Below are 16,084 nucleotides of genomic sequence, written 5' to 3'. Positions count from 1 at the left end.
ATCGCACCCTAACTATAACTGACAGATAAAAATATGTTACCTCGACTGACAATTCGTGCGCTTCTCGCGTGTGCTTTCGTTTCGCTAGCCGCACTTCTTCTGGCTATAGGCATTGGCGGTGCTTATGGAATCAGATCAACCAACCAGGCGCTTGCCGACTCGGCTGAAAACGTTCCGACATTGAGGGCGATTGATCAACAACTTGAACTAATCAGTCGCGTGCGCATGAGACTCGACCGGATTGTGGCAGCCCCAACGTTCATCAACCTGAACTCGAGTCTGGAATCGGTCGCAGCTCTACTTGCCGAGTCCGACAATGTCTGGAGTTTTTATCGAAATCTCCCTGCGGAGGTCGACGAAGAGGGGCTTGCTGAGGCCGTAACCCTAGCTCGCGAGGATTTCAAAGACAATGGATGTAAGCCTGTTATTGCGGCACTTCGCGCCGGCGATTCGACCAAGGCACAGGAGATCACGTTCGATACACTTCAGAAAAAATACGTTGTTCTCGCCGACGCCACCGCGAAATTAGTGCATTTTCAGGAGGACAATTCGGCTCAACTTTCCGCTAGCGGGCGAGCTCATGAGAAAGTGACTTTGGCTGCCACCCTCATATTAACCGTTACGGGTTTTCTTTGTTCGCTTTGTGCCTGGAGAATCGTGACGAGCGCCATTGCCAGACCTATCGCAGCCGCTACCCAGCACTTCGAAGCGATGGAACGAGGTGATCTGACGACACACATTGTCATTGAACGCGACGATGAACTTGGTGTACTGCTCAAACGTCTTGGGAAGATGCGCAACAGTCTGAACCGAACCGTGTCAACGGTCCGGGACGGCGTCGATCTTGTGGCTCACGCTGCGGGCGAAATTGCATCCGGAAACAATGATCTTTCGCACCGAACCGAGCAGCAGGCGGCATCTCTGCAGGAGACTGCTGCGACGATGGAAGAGTTTTCCGCGACAGTGAAACACAACGCCGCGAATACTCTCGAAGCCAGCACGTTGACTCGGACTGTAAGTGTTACAGCGGGTCGAGGTGCTCTGGCGGTCCAACGTGTGCTGGAAAGTATGAATGCACTCAAGGACGCGTCAGGTAAGATCGCCGAGATTACGGGGATTATCGAGAGCATCGCTTTTCAGACCAATATCCTCGCGTTGAATGCGGCGGTTGAGGCGGCACGGGCAGGTGAACAGGGGCGCGGGTTTGCCGTGGTAGCAACGGAAGTAAGAGCGTTAGCGCAGCGCTCGGGAACGGCTGCAAGAGAGATCAAGGACCTGATCAACGATTCGGTATCCAGTGTACTCGACGGTGCGAGTCAGGCAGCCGATGCGGACGATCAGATGGGTCAGACGCTCGCGGCGTTGAGTCGGGTCACTACCTTGATTGGAGAAATCGCTTCTGCGTCACAGGAGCAAGCCCGCGGCATTGAACAGGTTACGACGGCCGTATCGCAGTTGGACGAAGTTACTCAGCAAAATGCTTCTCTTGTCGAACAGGCAGCCGGCGCTTCTGCTTCTATGGAAGAACAAGCGACGAAGATGCGCGATGTTGTGGCCGGATTTCGCGTAACAGACTGAATCATTGCGTGTAACGGTTCAGTTCATGGATTCACTCTTTTCTGATCCAGGTGAGATGGATCGAGATACTTCATGCAACTGCGGGTCGCCTAAGCTTGCGTGCGGGTCAGAGGTCAAGATCGCGATATATTGACCAGACGCTCGTTTACAGCCGTCACGATTCATAGTGGGTTAGGTCAATCGCCAAGTGGCGACTGCTGGCTCAAACTTCGAAGCCGTGATTCAGATCCCGCGTTCCCTGTTGGCAAGGCCGACCTCATTAACTATCGCTGGAATTGCTATTACCATGGCGACGACCAGTGTCACCGCATTCTCGTTGTGAGATGAGGCTGGATGCGAATGGCACATGCTCGCGACGCCGCGACGAATCTCGCGCACTCGTTGCAAACCGAAACTGAGCGTACGTTTGATGTCTACGAACTCGCGATGCGAGACGTGGTCACAGTAACCCCGAGTGTCATGCGGCTTTCAGTCGAGACCAGGTGGCGCCTGGCTTTCAATGAAATGATGTCTGTGAATCGCACAAATGACATCACCAGATGCTCGCGAGACTCCTTCGTTTAGTTTCCCTTCAGTCCTCGATTCATTTGATTTCCTTTCTTTAACTCAATGTCGAGCAGACCTCGAGTGAAGCGATGACACGGCGTGAGGTCATTTTCTCCTCCCTCGTTCCACCTAGTGCATAGCCTTTAAGCCGGCACTGACCTGGATCGCATTCCGAGACGCAAGCGCAACGTTGATGTCCATGGCAGCGCGCTGGTGCATTGTTGATTTGCGAGCTTCGTCCCTGCATTGGCCAATTTTCAGGGCCGTTCGCGGGTATCCTCGGCATGGGTTTCGGGAACGGAGAAATTCGCTCGGTTTGGCGAACATCCACAAAGCTGCGGTTTGGCTAGCCGCTCTGTGGGTAAGGGCTATAACAAAGCGATTGTCCGGTTAGACCAATCGTCCTTACGTTGCTGAATCTTCCGCTGCGACTTGACGTGGATGCAACCCGTCATGCGAGGTTCGACGGGGCCGGTATAAAACCGATAACTTCTTCGATACGACGTGCGAGTTGCAGCAGTTCCTTATCGCTCCCATGGCCCGCGTCTATTTCCAGCCCAACTGGCAGGCCGCTGTTGAGCAATCCCATAGGAAGTGAGATTCCGGGCAGACCAGCGAAGCTTGCCGGATAGGTGTTTCGTGAGAGGAAAGTATCATTCACTACCTTTCCCGCTACCGGATATTGCCACTGCTCTGTAATGAGCGGCGCCTGGCAAAGCGTGGTCGGGAAGATAACCGCATCCGCTTTCGAAAAGGCCAAATTCCCGTATCGACGCTGAACTTCCGGACGGCTATTTAGCAGCGCGTCTTTGTAGCTGGCGTCTGTCGTGTAGTTGGGTCCAGTCGGCAGCACGGAGCGTGTCCAACTGGCCTTGATATGAGGTTCGAGGCCGTCGTAAATCTGTTCGACAGTCACCGGTACACCGTTCTCACGCAAGAAAATCGTGACATCAGGTTGCGTTTCGTGAAAGAAGACCGACCAGTTGCCATGTGCGACGAGCGATCCGAAATCCGCTCCAAGATCTACTTCAACGACGTGCGCGCCTGCGTCCTTCAGTTTTCGTACTGTTTCGTTAAAGAGCTTTTCGATCTCTGGGTCTGCACCGTCGAGGTAGTACCGAGGCGCGATCGCGAGTTTGATGCCTTTCAAACCGTGAATCGCGCGATTGATCCTTGAATGACTGCCCGTCGCGATTGAATCCAGTAGTTCGCAGTCTGCGACACGACGTGCGATCGCGCCGGTCGTATCGAGAGTTCCGGAGATGGGGGCGACGCCTTTACTGGACCATCGCCCGGGCGTCGGCTTGAATCCGACGACACCGCACAGCGACGAAGGCACCCTAATCGAACCGACGGTATCACCGCCGAGGGCTGCCGGCACCAAACGCGCAGCTACGCTCGCCGCACCACCACAGGAGGATCCACCAGTAATGTGGAGCGGGTTGTAGGGATTCTTCGCCTGTCCATAATGTCCGTTGAGACCCGTCAGGCCGTATGACATTTCGACCAGATTGTTCTTTCCAAATACGAGCAAACCGGCCTCCCTCATCGCTTTCACGACGCGTGCGTCGGTTGTGGGTCTGAAGTCGGCGGCGACTGCGGTTCCGAAACTCGTTGGAAGATCCCGGGTCATGTAGCTATCCTTAATGCCGATTGGCAGCCCAGGTAATCCCACTGCCCGACCTGCAAGGCGTGCTTTGTCGGCATTGCGCGCCGCGTCAAGGACCGTCGCGTCCTCCACGGTAATGAACGCGTTCAAAGATGACAGACTGCGGGTGCGTTCGAGTAGAACCTGCGTATATCGCTCTGACGTCATTTCACCTCTGCGAATTGAACGCGCTGCCTCCAGCAAACTGAGCTCGTGCGGATCAGACCCTGAGGCAAAAGATAAGTTAGGGACAGTCGTTGCTCCAGCGAGTACTACCGAAGCGACATCCTGGACGAAGCGACGGCGACCATGTGAGTCGATCTCTAGAGCCTGATTCGACCGGTCGGATAGGGAAGACGAATTGGTTTGGGTCATGTTTATCGGATTATGAAAGTTCACTGGCAAATGCGATCGGGTTTTCGCTTTGAGGTCGGCTCATCCGGTGTCTTCCGCGAGACGGTCGCGAATGTGGGGAAGGGCGTCACGCTTTAAAGCAGCCCCCTCTGGTCCAACTCCCCCGCGCGAGCACATCAACCGGCTCGGCTCCTATTTGCTAGACCTACAGGGGCGCACGGCGTCCCATGCCCCACGAATATATTTCTCTGTTGAATCAGTGGCGTACGGCTATCTGGGCGAAAAAGTCCAGAATCTCGGCCGACCCTCGAACAGGCATTTCGGCAAAACAAACAGCCGTTTCGGAACACTAGCGTTCTCGATCCGCTTCAACCGAAAACCCTGTTTGGGTTCGCCGAAATGCGCACATCCATTGTACAATGGTTAATATAACGTTGTCGTACAATTAATTATTGTATCGAATCAATGCTGTCCGCTAGGACACAAGACACATGAATAGGCCGAAAGTAATCGTTACCATCGCCCCACGGTGGTATGGCGCGCAAATCGCAAAATCCGCATTTACCGACCCAGCCTAGTGAGATCGCGCAGGAAGTTTACGATTGCGATAACGCCGGCGTCACTGTGGTGGCAATGCATGCACGCCGCCAAGACGATGGCGCCACCTGTGATGCTGCCATTTATCGTGACATCAATCGTCGGATACGCGACAAATGTGACATCGTTATCAACAATTCGACCGGTGGCGGAGTGCACGGAGACATGATTGGCGAGATGCCCAATGGTTACTGGGAGATTTTGTGGGAGGAGCGCTTGAAAGGTATGGACTGCGGAGCGGAGATGTGCACGCTTGATGCGACGACGATGATCGCAACTTTCGGTGGAAAGGAATTGCTAATGCATACCTCGCCGGACCGTGCAAAGTATCTGGCGCAGGAGATGAAAAAGCGTGGCATCAAACCTGAGTGGGAAGTCTTCAGTCCCACGCATATCGTTCAGGATGTTGCAACCCTGGCGGCAGTGGGCTTCGACGAAGAGCCTTTTTTATCAATCTCGTGCTAGGTGTGCACCGGAGTTTCCAGAACGCGATGCCCTGCATGCCCCGCGTCTTGCAGTCGATGGTCGACTTGCTACCTAAAGGCAGTCTGTTCTGTGTCAGTGGTATTGGAGCCGCGCAATTACCCGCGGCCATGAATTCGCTTCTGCTGGGTGGTCATGTTCGGGTGGGGCTCGAAGACAATCTCTACTGCCGCCCGGGTGAACTGGCGACGAATGTGCAGTTGACGCAAAGGATCGTGCGGCTTGTCCGGGAGATGGAGTACGAACCCGCGACGCCCTCCGAAGCACGGGCATGATGGGGTTGCCCCGACGAGGCGAGGTATGCCCGGAATTTGCGGTTACGCGATAGTCACTGGGAGCAGACTAACCCCCGCGCTCTGATAACATCGATTTGCCATATCAAGGTACAGCTTGGCAATCGGACATGGAACTTAAAGCGCTTTTCGGCTAACGACATGGTCGACCTTGCCTGACAGCGATGAGGGATGTAGTTCGGAGCCGGCGGCTGGCCAAGAGAGCGGCGAGCGGTCGAGTAATAGGTAGGGAAAAGCGGTTGCGAGGGGGGCGGTCGGCTCCGGCAGCATAGAGATGGCCAGCTTTGACGACGACTATCCGTTCGCGGATGCATTGCTCATCGCTTCTGTATTTTCCGATTCCGCGACGGCATATTGTCAGGTTCGATCTTAGTTTGAGAGAGCGGTTGCGTAACCTAATTGGATTGCACTTTGGAGCGAGTTCCAGAATTAGCCGCGCCCCCTGGCTGTTCAGTGCAAATCAACAGGCTGTAGACGGACTGCGCTTAACTGCGCGGTTTGCGTGTCTCCGACGCGGCAACCGCCCGCGTCTTTTTCTGTAGGAAGCCCTCCAGGCCGGCAATAAAAATTTCGACATTGGCAGAAAAGCTGCTGTCGAGCGGCACTTCCGTACCGTTCTGCCAGCGGACGATAAAAGCTTTGTTCGCGAGCTTCGGCAGGTATCTGGCGAGCGTTGGATGATCGAGCGGACTGATGCTGCGCACCCGCTCTTTTAGCGCGTCGGCCCATTGCGATACCTCCTCCGATGGCATGGGAGCCAGTTCCATGGTCATGAAGCCGATAAGCGATGAAATCACACAGTTATACGCTTCGAGCAGATTTTCCTCTGTGGCACCCGCCTCCAGCAGCGCAATCAGTACACCATCAATCAGGTCCGTGCGCAGACTCGAGTTCGATACAAGTTGCGCCCCGATCAGTTGCGCGACATTCGGATGCTTCTGGACCGCCGCGCGATAGCGGAAGAAGAGGTCGCGCATCCACACCTGCCAACTCGACTTGCCGCGCGGCGGCGTGACTTCCTGCATTACCGCGCCTGCAACATCGGCCAGCAAAGCGTCTTTCGAGTTCACGTGCCAGTAGATGGTGGCCGGATAAACGTCCAGCGAACGTGCGACGTCCCGCAGGCTGAAAGCATAGACGCCAACCTTGTCGATTTGCTCAAGCGCGACGGCAACAATGGCTTCCTTCTTGATGGCACCTTTCGACGGGCGCCCGACAGCTCTTCGAGCGGGTGCAGCAGCAGCGGTTGTAGCGGTGCGCGCCATAGCTTACGGTCTTTAGGCGCGATGGTGACATGCGCCAATGATTGGATTGGTAACATTATAGAGCAACGGACAAGCACTAACTTCCGGCTCAACAGCCGGAGGCAAGTTTTGGCTTTCTTTCAGCTGCCACATAAGCCATCTCTCATGCAGATTGGCTCCATGCTTCCGCCGCGCGCCTCCCGGCTCACGCATACAGCATGCATCGACCCCACATACAGTCGACCACACGATTCTAGGGAGAACCCGAACCCGTAATAAATTGTCTTGTGTCTAATTTTTATTAACCTGATAATCAATATAAGATCCAAGGAAGAGCTGTACAGGTTCCCCCTCTCTTTTGCCAGACGAGTCGACATGTTGAATTCCAGCACACAATCCCTTTCAGCCACAGCCCTTACCGACGCCTTGATGCATTCGACGCAAGGTTACGTTCGCGCAAATCCGGCGAGCGCAGCCCAGTTCATCAAGGCCACAGAGGCAATGCCCGGCGGCAACACGCGCTCTGTTCTCTACTACGCCCCGTTTCCGCTCACCATTGTCAAGGGGAAAGAGGCACGACTGTGGGATGCGGATGGGCATGAGTACCGCGATTTCATCGCTGAATTCAGCGCAGGCATATACGGGCACTCCAACCCCGTTATCCGCAGCGCAATCGATGCTGCGCTGGACGGCGGCATCAACCTGAGCGGGCATAACCTCATCGAGGCGGAACTCGCCGCCGCCGTCTGTGAGCGCTTCCCGACGGTGGAGCGGGTGCGCTTCACCAATTCGGGAACAGAGGCAAACCTTCTGGTACTAGCTGTTGCAAAAGTATTCACAAAGCGGCAGAAGATCGTGGTCTTCAAGGGCGGCTATCACGGCGGCGTCCTGTCTTTCGGCTCGGGTCCCAATCCCGTCAATGTCCCGCACGATTTCCTGTTCGCGAACTACAACGATCTTTCGAGTGTCGAGAGACTTTTCGAGCAGCATGGCCGTGACATTGCCGCGGTGCTGGTCGAGCCGATGCAGGGGGCGTCGGGCTGCATCGTCGGGCAGCCGGATTTCCTGCGCGGCGTGCGCGAGTTGTGTACTCGCTTTGGCGCGCTGCTGGCTTTCGACGAAGTGATGACGTCCCGCCTCGCACCGGGTGGGATGCAGGAGAAGCTGGGTATCCACGCTGACCTGACCTCGCTCGGCAAATACATCGGCGGCGGTATGTCATTCGGCGCATTCGGTGGACGCCAGGAAATCATGGCGCAATTCGACCCGCGTGCCGAAGGTGCGCTGGCGCACGCAGGAACTTTCAACAACAATGTGATGACGATGGCGGCCGGCGTGACGGGCCTGCGCGAGCTCTACACCCCCCAGGCAGCTATACGCCTCAATGCACGAGGCGACCAGTTGCGCGATACCTTGAACGAAGTGTTCGCCGCAGCCGGTGTTGCAATGCGCTTCATAGGCCTTGGTTCATTGATGAATCTTCAGTCCACTGATCAGAATATCCGGTCAGTCGATGACCTCGCTGGTCTGGAACACCGTTTGAAAGATCTCTACTTCTTCCACCTTGTGGAAGCCGGCGTTTATCTGGCACGACGGGGATATTTGACGCTTAGCCTGCCTTTGAGCGAAGAGGATATCTCGCACTTCGTTCGGGCGACTCGCAGCTTTGTTGAGCGCTACCGCGCACTTCTTCCCACTAGCCGCTGACCACAAGGAAAAACGATGACGGCTCCCATTCCCAAAGAACAACGCAGCGGCAAAGTCCAGACAGTACTCGGCCTCGTGGATCCGGCTACGCTGGGCGCCACGCTGATGCATGAACATCTGCTCATCGACCTGAATCCGCCTGAAGCGGAGGTGACGCAGGAATCAGAGTCAGAAATCACGCTCTGCAACTGTTGGCAAATCAACTTCGGGCAACAGCGGTCGACTCGAAACTACCGCCTGGATAACATCGAAGTAGTGGCCGAAGAAGTCAACGAGATGCGCGAGGCGGGCGGTGGTGCCATCGTTGAGCTTACGGTGGGGGGGCTCAAGCCCAACCCGTCGGGTCTCGTCGAGATTGCCCGCTCAACGGGCGTGCCAATCGTGATGGGGTGTGGGTATTACGTCGAACAGTATCAGGCAAAGCGCAACCATGAGCGCGCAGTAGAAGACTTTGCCCGTGAGATGATTCAGCAACTGACCGAGGGGGCCTGGGGCACCTCGGTCAAAGCGGGCATCATTGGCGAAATTGGATGCCAAAACCCTTGGACAGACCTCGAAAAGAAGGTCATGCGCGGAGCGCTGATCGCACAAAAGGACACCGGCGCATCAATCAGTGTCCATCCAGGCCGCAACCCGGCCCAGCCGCGTGAAGTTGTCGACTTCATCAAGGCAGAAGGCGGCGACGTGAGCCGCCTGATTATCGGACACATCGACCGCACGATTTTCGATGACGCAACGCTATTGGACCTGGCGGATACAGGTGTCACGCTCGAATTCGACATGTTTGGGTGGGAGCATACTGCGTACCCAGTGCAAGATATCGACATTCCAAACGACGGCGCGCGCGTCGGCATGCTGCGCACGCTGGCCGACCACGGGCACATCGACCGCATCGTGATTAGCCACGACATCTGCGTGCAGACCCGTTTGCGCCGGTTTGGCGGGCATGGATATCAGCACATTTTTGCCAATGTCGTTCCGCGCATGCTGCGTCGAGGCTTTACGCAGGACGAAGTCGACGCAATCCTGGTGCGTAATCCACGCCGCTTACTCACGCTCTGCTGACCATGCCATTCCAACTGCCGAATTTTCAGAGAAAGAGGAAAAGCAGGAGGACGCTGCGGCGTCCTCCTGCTTTCGAGATGGCAGCTTACTCTCCGAGGTAGGCCGCGCGTACCTTCGGGTCGTCGAGCATCTTGCTGGCGTCGCCCGACATCGTTACCGTGCCGGACTCCATAACGTAACCGCGAGACGCTGCCTGTAAGGCGAGGCGCGCATTTTGTTCCACAAGCAGAACCGTGATGCCTTCGCGCGACACTTCACGCACGACTTCGAAAATCTTTTCGACCATAATCGGGGAGAGTCCCATCGAAGGTTCGTCGAGAAGAAGCAGCTTGGGCTTGCTGATAATGGCACGCGCCATTGCCAGCATTTGCTGCTCTCCGCCCGACAATGTCCCCGCGAACTGCAGCTTACGTTCTTCGAGGCGCGGAAAAAATCCGAACATTCGCTCGATGTCCCTCTTTACGCCGTGCAGGTCATCGCGCAGATAGGCACCCATCTGCATGTTCTCGATGATGGACATGCGCGCAAATATGCCACGGCCCTCCGGCACCATCGCCAGACCGCGCTTTAAAAGCTCATGAGTTGGAATCCCCTTGATAGATGCACCCATGTACTCGATATCGCCAACCGAGTACGGTTTCAGACCGGCGATGGCTTTCATGGTGGTGGTCTTTCCCGCTCCGTTCGCGCCAATAAGCGTGACCAGGTCACCGGTCTTCACTTCCATGTCGACATTCTTGACGGCCTGAATGCCGCCATAGTTGACCTGCAGGCCCTTGATTTTCAGAATGGTCGCCATCACTGCACCCCCGTACCCAGATACGCTTCAATCACTTTTGGGTCTCTCTGCACGTCGCGAGGTAGCCCTTCGGCAATCACCTTCCCGTAGTCGAGCACGGTCATCCCGTTGCATACGCCCATCATCAGCTTCACGTCGTGTTCGATAAGCAAAATCGTGCGGCCATCTGCGCGAATCTGCTTTAGAAGCCCGGTAAGTTCGAGCTTCTCGGTTGCATTCATGCCAGCGGCGGGTTCATCGAGCGCGAGCAGCTTCGGGTCGGTCGCGAGGGCTCGTGCAATTTCCAGCCGGCGCTGATGGCCATACGACAGGTTGCGCGCTGTATAGTCCGCGTACTGTGCGATTCCCACGTAGTCGAGCAGTTCGATTGCCCGTTCCCGAATCGCTCGCTCTTCACGCCGCTCGGACAAAGTCTGGAGCACAGCGCCAATGAGACCTTGCTTTGTGCGGACGTGCTGCCCAACCATCACGTTCTCAAGCGCGGTCATCCCGCCGAAAAGACGAATGTTCTGAAATGTCCGTGCGATGCCTGTTTTCGCTACTTTATGTACCGCAGTGGGCGTATACGGCTTGTTGTCGAGCTCGAACTCGCCGGAGTCTGGCGAGTAGAGCCCCGTTATGACATTGAAGAAGGTGGTCTTGCCCGCACCGTTTGGGCCGATGAGGCCATAGATGCTGCCTTCGTCAATCTGCAGCCCGACATCCGAGAGTGCTTGCAGGCCACCAAATCGCTTGCTCACGCCTTTGACTGAAAGGCGAATGGAATTTTTCTTCATATCTTTCTCAATTCACACTCAAGCACGCACTGGCCTGCGATGGTTCTTTTTCGCGACGCGCGCAATCCTGTCTTCGTGCTTCGGAGCAGGCCACAAGCCTTCCGGACGACGCAGCATGATAATGACCATTGCAAGGCCGTAAAGGAGCTGACGGATGACCTCCGTGTCGACGATGACATGGCCGAAGATGGCATTCTGTAGCGGCGTCATGGTTGAGCGGAGTATCTCGGGCAGAATGGCTAGAAGAACGGCGCCAAAAATCACACCCGGGATATGCCCCATTCCTCCGAGCACCACGCACGCAAGCACAGTGACGGACTCCCACAATGTGAATGACTCAGGTGAGACGAATCCCTGAAAGCCGGCGAACATTGCACCGGATAGCCCGCCGAATGAGGCACCCATTGCGAATGCGAGTAGTTTTACGTTACGGGTATTGATTCCCATCGCTTTTGCGGCAATCTCGTCCTCCCGGATTGCAGCCCATGCACGACCAATACGGGAGTGCTGCAGCCGGGTACACACCCACACAACCAACAGCGAACAAAGCACGAACACGTAGTAGTACATGTAGACGGTTGTGAACTGGAAGCCGAGGAACGCATGGGTTTCTGAAAGATTGAAACCCGCCACTGTCACTGGCGCAACCCCGGTAATGCCTTGAGGCCCGTTGGTGATGTTCACTGGGCGGTCGAGGTTGTTCATGAAGATACGAACGATCTCACCGAATCCCAAGGTCACGATTGCCAGATAGTCTCCACGTAATCTAAGCGTTGGCGCGCCAAGACAGATGCCGGCAATCGCGGCAAGTACCATTGCCACTGGCATAACGAACCAGTAGGGTGCGTGGAAGCCACTGGGCCACATGTGCCCAATCCACTCGAAATGGGCGGCGAGGTGCGGCGAAGTCAGAAGCGCGGCAGTGTAGGCGCCCACTGCATAGAAAGCGATATAGCCCAGATCGAGAAGGCCCGCAAAGCCAACGACGATGTTCAGACCAAGCGCGAGCATCACATAGAGCATCGCGAAATCCAGCACGCGCACCCCATAGTTGCCTGCAGCAGCACCGATGAGAAGGGGCAACGCGGTTACGCCGATAGCCGTTAGCGCACTGATTGTCAGGTATTTTTTCACCGAACGTTCCGGGCAAAGAGGCGACGAATGTCCAATTGGTGGGGATGTATTCATGCTTTCTCCTGTTGCTATGCCCGGTCCGCGACACGTTCACCGAGCAATCCCGATGGACGGAAGACCAGCACCGCAATCAGCACCACAAAGGCAAACACGTCCTGATAGTTCGAGCCGAACACTCCGCCCGTTAGCGTTCCGATGTAGCCTGCCCCGAGTTGCTCGACGAGTCCAAGTATTACCCCGCCCACCATGGCGCCTCCAAGGTTGCCGATACCGCCCAGCACAGCGGCTGTGAACGCTTTCAAGCCGGGAATAAAACCCATATAGAAGTGCGCATTGCCGTATTCCGAGGCAATCATTACGCCAGCGAGCGCTGCGAGCGCCGAGCCAATCATGAAGGTTGCCGAAATAACGAAACCAGGATTCACGCCCATGAGACTCGCCACGTTCGGATTCTCGGCGATGGCGCGCATGGCGCGACCAAGCTTTGTTCGATGGACCAGAAGCAGAAGGCCTGCCATTACGAAAAAGGCGACCACGACGATGGCTATTTCAGTGAGCGAAATGACTGCGCCCGGATGATTTTCTGACGCCTGGATGAGGTTCAGCGGGGCAGTGGGAAGCAGTTGCGGGAACGCGAGCGGATTGCGCCCCCAGATTATCATTGCGGCGGTCTGCAAAAGGATGGACACGCCAATTGCGGTAATGAGCGGGGCCAGGCGCGGTGCGCGGCGTAACGGCCGGTAAGCAACTTTTTCGATGGTGTACCCAACCATGGCGCAAACTGCCGCCGCCAGAATGAGCGCGATGAGCAGCGTCGGAACGTGTCCGAGCTCGGGGAAATGATCTTGCAGAACGGTGATGGCTGAAAGTGCAACCATCGCGCCAACCATCAATACGTCACCGTGGGCGAAGTTGATGATGCCCAGAATTCCATACACCATTGTGTAGCCCAACGCGATAATGGCGTAGACACTACCTAGTACCAGCCCATTGATAATTTGCTGGATGAAAATATCCATCTTTGAAAACCTCGTTGAGATTCCACCTGAGTCGGCGGCATCGATGACTCACGCAGCCCGTTATCACTGAAGAACGGACGGGGGTCATCGTGTATTGAAAGAGCGGGTGCTGGTGCGGCGTGAAGAAGATTCTTTTGAGCAGCCACTTCGACTATCGGACATACGGCATGTACTTCACCGGATTGCCGTATCGCCGGGCGCGATTAGACGGTTTCTGCAAATCTGGCGTCCTGCCTCCAGCTAAGGCCCTCCTCGACAGACCCGCCAGGCTGGTATTCACACCCAATCCAGCCAGCGTAACCGAGTGACTCTGCTTCACGAAGCACTTTCCCGATGTCTACGTCGCCTGAGTCCGGTTCGCTTCGATCGGGAACCGCGGCGATCTGAATGTGCCCGATCATCGACCAGTTTCTCCGCAAAACCTCAGATACGGCGTTGGCTTCCATTCCAACGTGGTAGGTGTCGAACTGGATTTCCAGGCGTGGATGCCGTATCCAGTGCAGAATTTCTGCAAGCTCATCGACATGATGATAGAAGTAGTACGGATGACGCGCCTCGTTAAGCGGTTCGAGAAGTAGCTGGATATCGCGCGACTCAGCGAGATCTGCCGCACGCAGAATATTTGACCGAAAAGTTTCAAGGCATGCCTTGCGCGGAAAGCCGGAAGTGTTCCCTCCCATGATATGAAGCGCCTGCGCACCCGACTCCCGACAATAGTTGAAAGCGACCCGCATGCTCTCAATAAAATCTGCTTCGCGACCAGGAACGGCTGCAAGACCCAGCTCGCCTGCGGCGAGATTGCCGGGCGGCGAGTTGATTCCAAGTAGCGTTAGTTCATGCTGCTCAATGGAGTCACGAAGCTTTCCCGGTACCACATCGTATGGAAAGTGCATCTCGACCGCACGGAAGCCCGCACGAGCCGCGGCTTCGATACGTTCGAGAAGTGGGAGGCTGGACCACAACATTCCAAGGTTGGCGGCATATCGTCTCATTGGGACTTCGCCGTCAGGCTTCTGCTGCCTTCAGCAGCGAGCGCGTCACGGCGACGATAGTTTCGTCTATGTCGTCGTTGGAGATGGCTGTCGAACCCACAAACATGTTGCGTAACACATGCAGGCCTTCTGTTGCCATCAGCTTCGGCATGCGTGCCGAGAGCGACGCGACGGCCGGCGTTTGTTGGGCATAAAGGTCACGGTAGTCGACAGGAAGGCGCTCCGTGAAGAGTAGGTTAGTCATCGAACCGCGATTCACGACGTGGCCTTGGGTATCCGTGTCCACCAAAGCGCGCTGCAACCCCTCCGCCAGGTGCTCACCTTGCTTCGCGAGCTCGTCGAACAGGGCCGGTGTCATCAGGGACATGGCCGTAAAGCCGGCAGCCATGGACATCGGATTCCCCGTGAATGTGCCGGAATGCTTGACCTTGGGTTCGCCGTCGTCAATCGAGAACACTGACATCACGTCGCGCTGGCCTCCAAGAGCGCCGATTGGCAGACCGCCGCCGATCATCTTGCCCATGGTGGTGAGGTCCGGAGTGACATTCATTAATCCCTGGGTGCCCCGGTAGCCTGAACGCAGAGACCAGACTTCATCGAAAATCAGGACCATGCCGAGTTTTTCTGTCGTTTCGCGCAAAGCAACCAGGAAGTCGTGGCTTGCATAGATGCCAGTGCCCAAGGATAGACCGCTGGGATCGATGATTACCGTACCCACCTCGGATGCATGACGCGTGAGGATCTCACGCATGGTCTCGATGTCATTCAAGGGGAAAAGGACCAGTTCATCGAGCAACGACTGTGGCGTGCCCGCGTTGTGTGCGACAACCGCCGGATAATTGCGCTCGCCCCATTTTTCCGAAGGCGGCACGTAGCTCGCTTCCAGAAGATCGTACTGACCGTGGTAGCCACCCTCCAGCTTTGCTACCTTTGATTTTCCCGTGAACGCCCGTGCGGCTTTGATGGCAATGAGATTTGCCTCCGTGCCGGAGTTCATGAATCTCACCTGCTCGACAGAGGGGATTCGATCGACGAGCAGTTCGGCAAGCTTCACTTCCCACTCTGCGGGCATGGTCGCCGATAGCAGGCGCGCTGCCTGTTGCGAGATGATATCCACGACTTCCCGCTTGTTATGGCCGTGAATGAGAGACGCAAAGTTATTGACCCAATCTATTCTTGTGCAACCATCTGCGTCGGTGAGACGCGATCCATCGGCGCTTACGGCATAGAACGGATGAGGTTTGGCGACCAGCATGTTTCTGGTGTAGCCGGAGGGCATGACCGCCCGCGCACGCTCGAAGAGTCGAGCCGAATCGTCCTTGCTGATTTCGACAGTACTGAAGTTCATTTCCAATCCATTAATTTCGACGTGTTTTGCAAACGCGTATATCTTGCCGATGAGCGTGCTTCGAAGGCGATCAATCGTCGATGCCTTGCACCACGAACCAGTTCAGGTCGGCCGCGCCTTCACGAGCGGCGCGAGCCTTTGTATATTCAAGCGATGAATAGAATCGTCGAGCCTGTTCCAGGCTATCGAATTCGATAACAACCGTTCGGCCGGGAGCCGAGCCTTCCATGACTTCGTTATGGCCGCCACGTACAAGTACTCGTCCACGATGAGCCGCGATCGCTTCACTTGCGAGAGCCCGGTATTTGTCGTAACGGCTTGCATCCGTAATTTGAATTGTTGCGATTACATAACCCCTAGGCAATTTTTGTCCCCTCTCGCTCCGTACAAAGGTGGTTCGACGGCCGTTTGGAAGCACCTGCACGGCCAACTCCAGAACCGGGAGAGTAGAGGATCGAAATCGGAATTGACAAATCACTTTTATGGTCGTCTCATTACCCA

12 protein-coding genes and 1 pseudogene are annotated in these 16,084 nt (G+C 55.9%); 4 read left to right on the top strand and 9 right to left on the bottom strand.

Annotation, left to right across the window (positions count from 1 at the left end; all coding sequences use genetic code 11):
- The first annotated feature begins 33 nt into the window (after positions 1–33).
- Positions 34–1,578, top strand: coding sequence for a methyl-accepting chemotaxis protein (locus BPHYT_RS31790; RefSeq protein WP_012428243.1), 1,545 nt, complete (start codon positions 34–36; stop codon positions 1,576–1,578).
- A 997-nt stretch (positions 1,579–2,575) separates the two neighbouring features.
- On the opposite strand, the gene BPHYT_RS31780 is transcribed toward BPHYT_RS31790, so the two are convergent.
- On the bottom strand, positions 2,576–4,147 hold the full coding sequence (locus BPHYT_RS31780; RefSeq protein ID WP_083772112.1) for an amidase family protein: 1,572 nt from the start codon (positions 4,145–4,147) through the stop codon (positions 2,576–2,578).
- 470 nt (positions 4,148–4,617) lie between these two features.
- Between BPHYT_RS31780 and BPHYT_RS31775 the strand changes: the two are divergent.
- Positions 4,618–5,534, top strand: a pseudogene (locus BPHYT_RS31775) (3-keto-5-aminohexanoate cleavage protein).
- Between the two features lie 450 nt (positions 5,535–5,984).
- Here the strand turns inward: BPHYT_RS31775 and BPHYT_RS31770 are convergent.
- Positions 5,985–6,764 carry a TetR/AcrR family transcriptional regulator gene (locus tag BPHYT_RS31770; protein ID WP_012428240.1) on the bottom strand — a complete coding sequence of 260 codons (780 nt, stop codon included), beginning with the start codon at positions 6,762–6,764 and terminating at the stop codon, positions 5,985–5,987.
- Between the two features lie 354 nt (positions 6,765–7,118).
- On the opposite strand from BPHYT_RS31770, the gene BPHYT_RS31765 reads away from it, so the two are divergent.
- Together BPHYT_RS31765 and BPHYT_RS31760 are read left to right on the top strand one after the other, a co-directional pair.
- The gene (locus BPHYT_RS31765; RefSeq protein ID WP_012428239.1) at positions 7,119–8,450 is read left to right on the top strand and encodes an aspartate aminotransferase family protein; all 1,332 of its coding nucleotides are present in this window, start codon (positions 7,119–7,121) and stop codon (positions 8,448–8,450) included.
- Between the two features lie 15 nt (positions 8,451–8,465).
- Positions 8,466–9,515, top strand: coding sequence for a phosphotriesterase family protein (locus BPHYT_RS31760; protein ID WP_012428238.1), 1,050 nt, complete (start codon positions 8,466–8,468; stop codon positions 9,513–9,515).
- Between the two features lie 85 nt (positions 9,516–9,600).
- Here BPHYT_RS31760 and BPHYT_RS31755 read toward each other — a convergent pair whose 3' ends face one another.
- From BPHYT_RS31755 to BPHYT_RS38945, 7 genes are all read right to left on the bottom strand, one after another.
- Positions 9,601–10,314, bottom strand: coding sequence for an ABC transporter ATP-binding protein (locus BPHYT_RS31755; protein ID WP_012428237.1), 714 nt, complete (start codon positions 10,312–10,314; stop codon positions 9,601–9,603).
- Complete coding sequence (locus tag BPHYT_RS31750) at positions 10,314–11,090, bottom strand: ABC transporter ATP-binding protein (RefSeq protein ID WP_012428236.1); 777 nt, start codon at positions 11,088–11,090, stop codon at positions 10,314–10,316. Before BPHYT_RS31750 ends, BPHYT_RS31755 begins: the two co-directional genes overlap by 1 nt.
- 18 nt (positions 11,091–11,108) lie before the next feature.
- A complete protein-coding gene (locus BPHYT_RS31745; protein WP_012428235.1) occupies positions 11,109–12,278 on the bottom strand; it encodes an ABC transporter permease subunit in 1,170 nt (389 codons plus the stop codon).
- Between the two features lie 14 nt (positions 12,279–12,292).
- Positions 12,293–13,243: a branched-chain amino acid ABC transporter permease gene (locus BPHYT_RS31740; protein WP_012428234.1), complete on the bottom strand. Its 951-nt coding sequence runs from the start codon at positions 13,241–13,243 to the stop codon at positions 12,293–12,295.
- Between the two features lie 203 nt (positions 13,244–13,446).
- On the bottom strand, positions 13,447–14,235 hold the full coding sequence (locus BPHYT_RS31735; protein WP_012428233.1) for a hydroxypyruvate isomerase family protein: 789 nt from the start codon (positions 14,233–14,235) through the stop codon (positions 13,447–13,449).
- Positions 14,236–14,248: 13 nt separating this feature from the next.
- A complete protein-coding gene (locus BPHYT_RS31730; RefSeq protein WP_012428232.1) occupies positions 14,249–15,583 on the bottom strand; it encodes an aspartate aminotransferase family protein in 1,335 nt (444 codons plus the stop codon).
- 70 nt (positions 15,584–15,653) lie between these two features.
- Positions 15,654–16,007, bottom strand: a complete 354-nt coding sequence (locus BPHYT_RS38945; RefSeq protein WP_238535698.1) for a DUF1330 domain-containing protein — start codon at positions 16,005–16,007, stop codon at positions 15,654–15,656.
- Between the last annotated feature and the right edge of the window lie 77 nt (positions 16,008–16,084).

The sequence above is a fragment of the Paraburkholderia phytofirmans PsJN genome, from assembly GCF_000020125.1.
GTDB classification, from domain to species: domain Bacteria; phylum Pseudomonadota; class Gammaproteobacteria; order Burkholderiales; family Burkholderiaceae; genus Paraburkholderia; species Paraburkholderia phytofirmans.
Note: the sequence above shows the minus strand (reverse complement) of the source record. Positions and strands in the feature narration are given on the sequence as shown.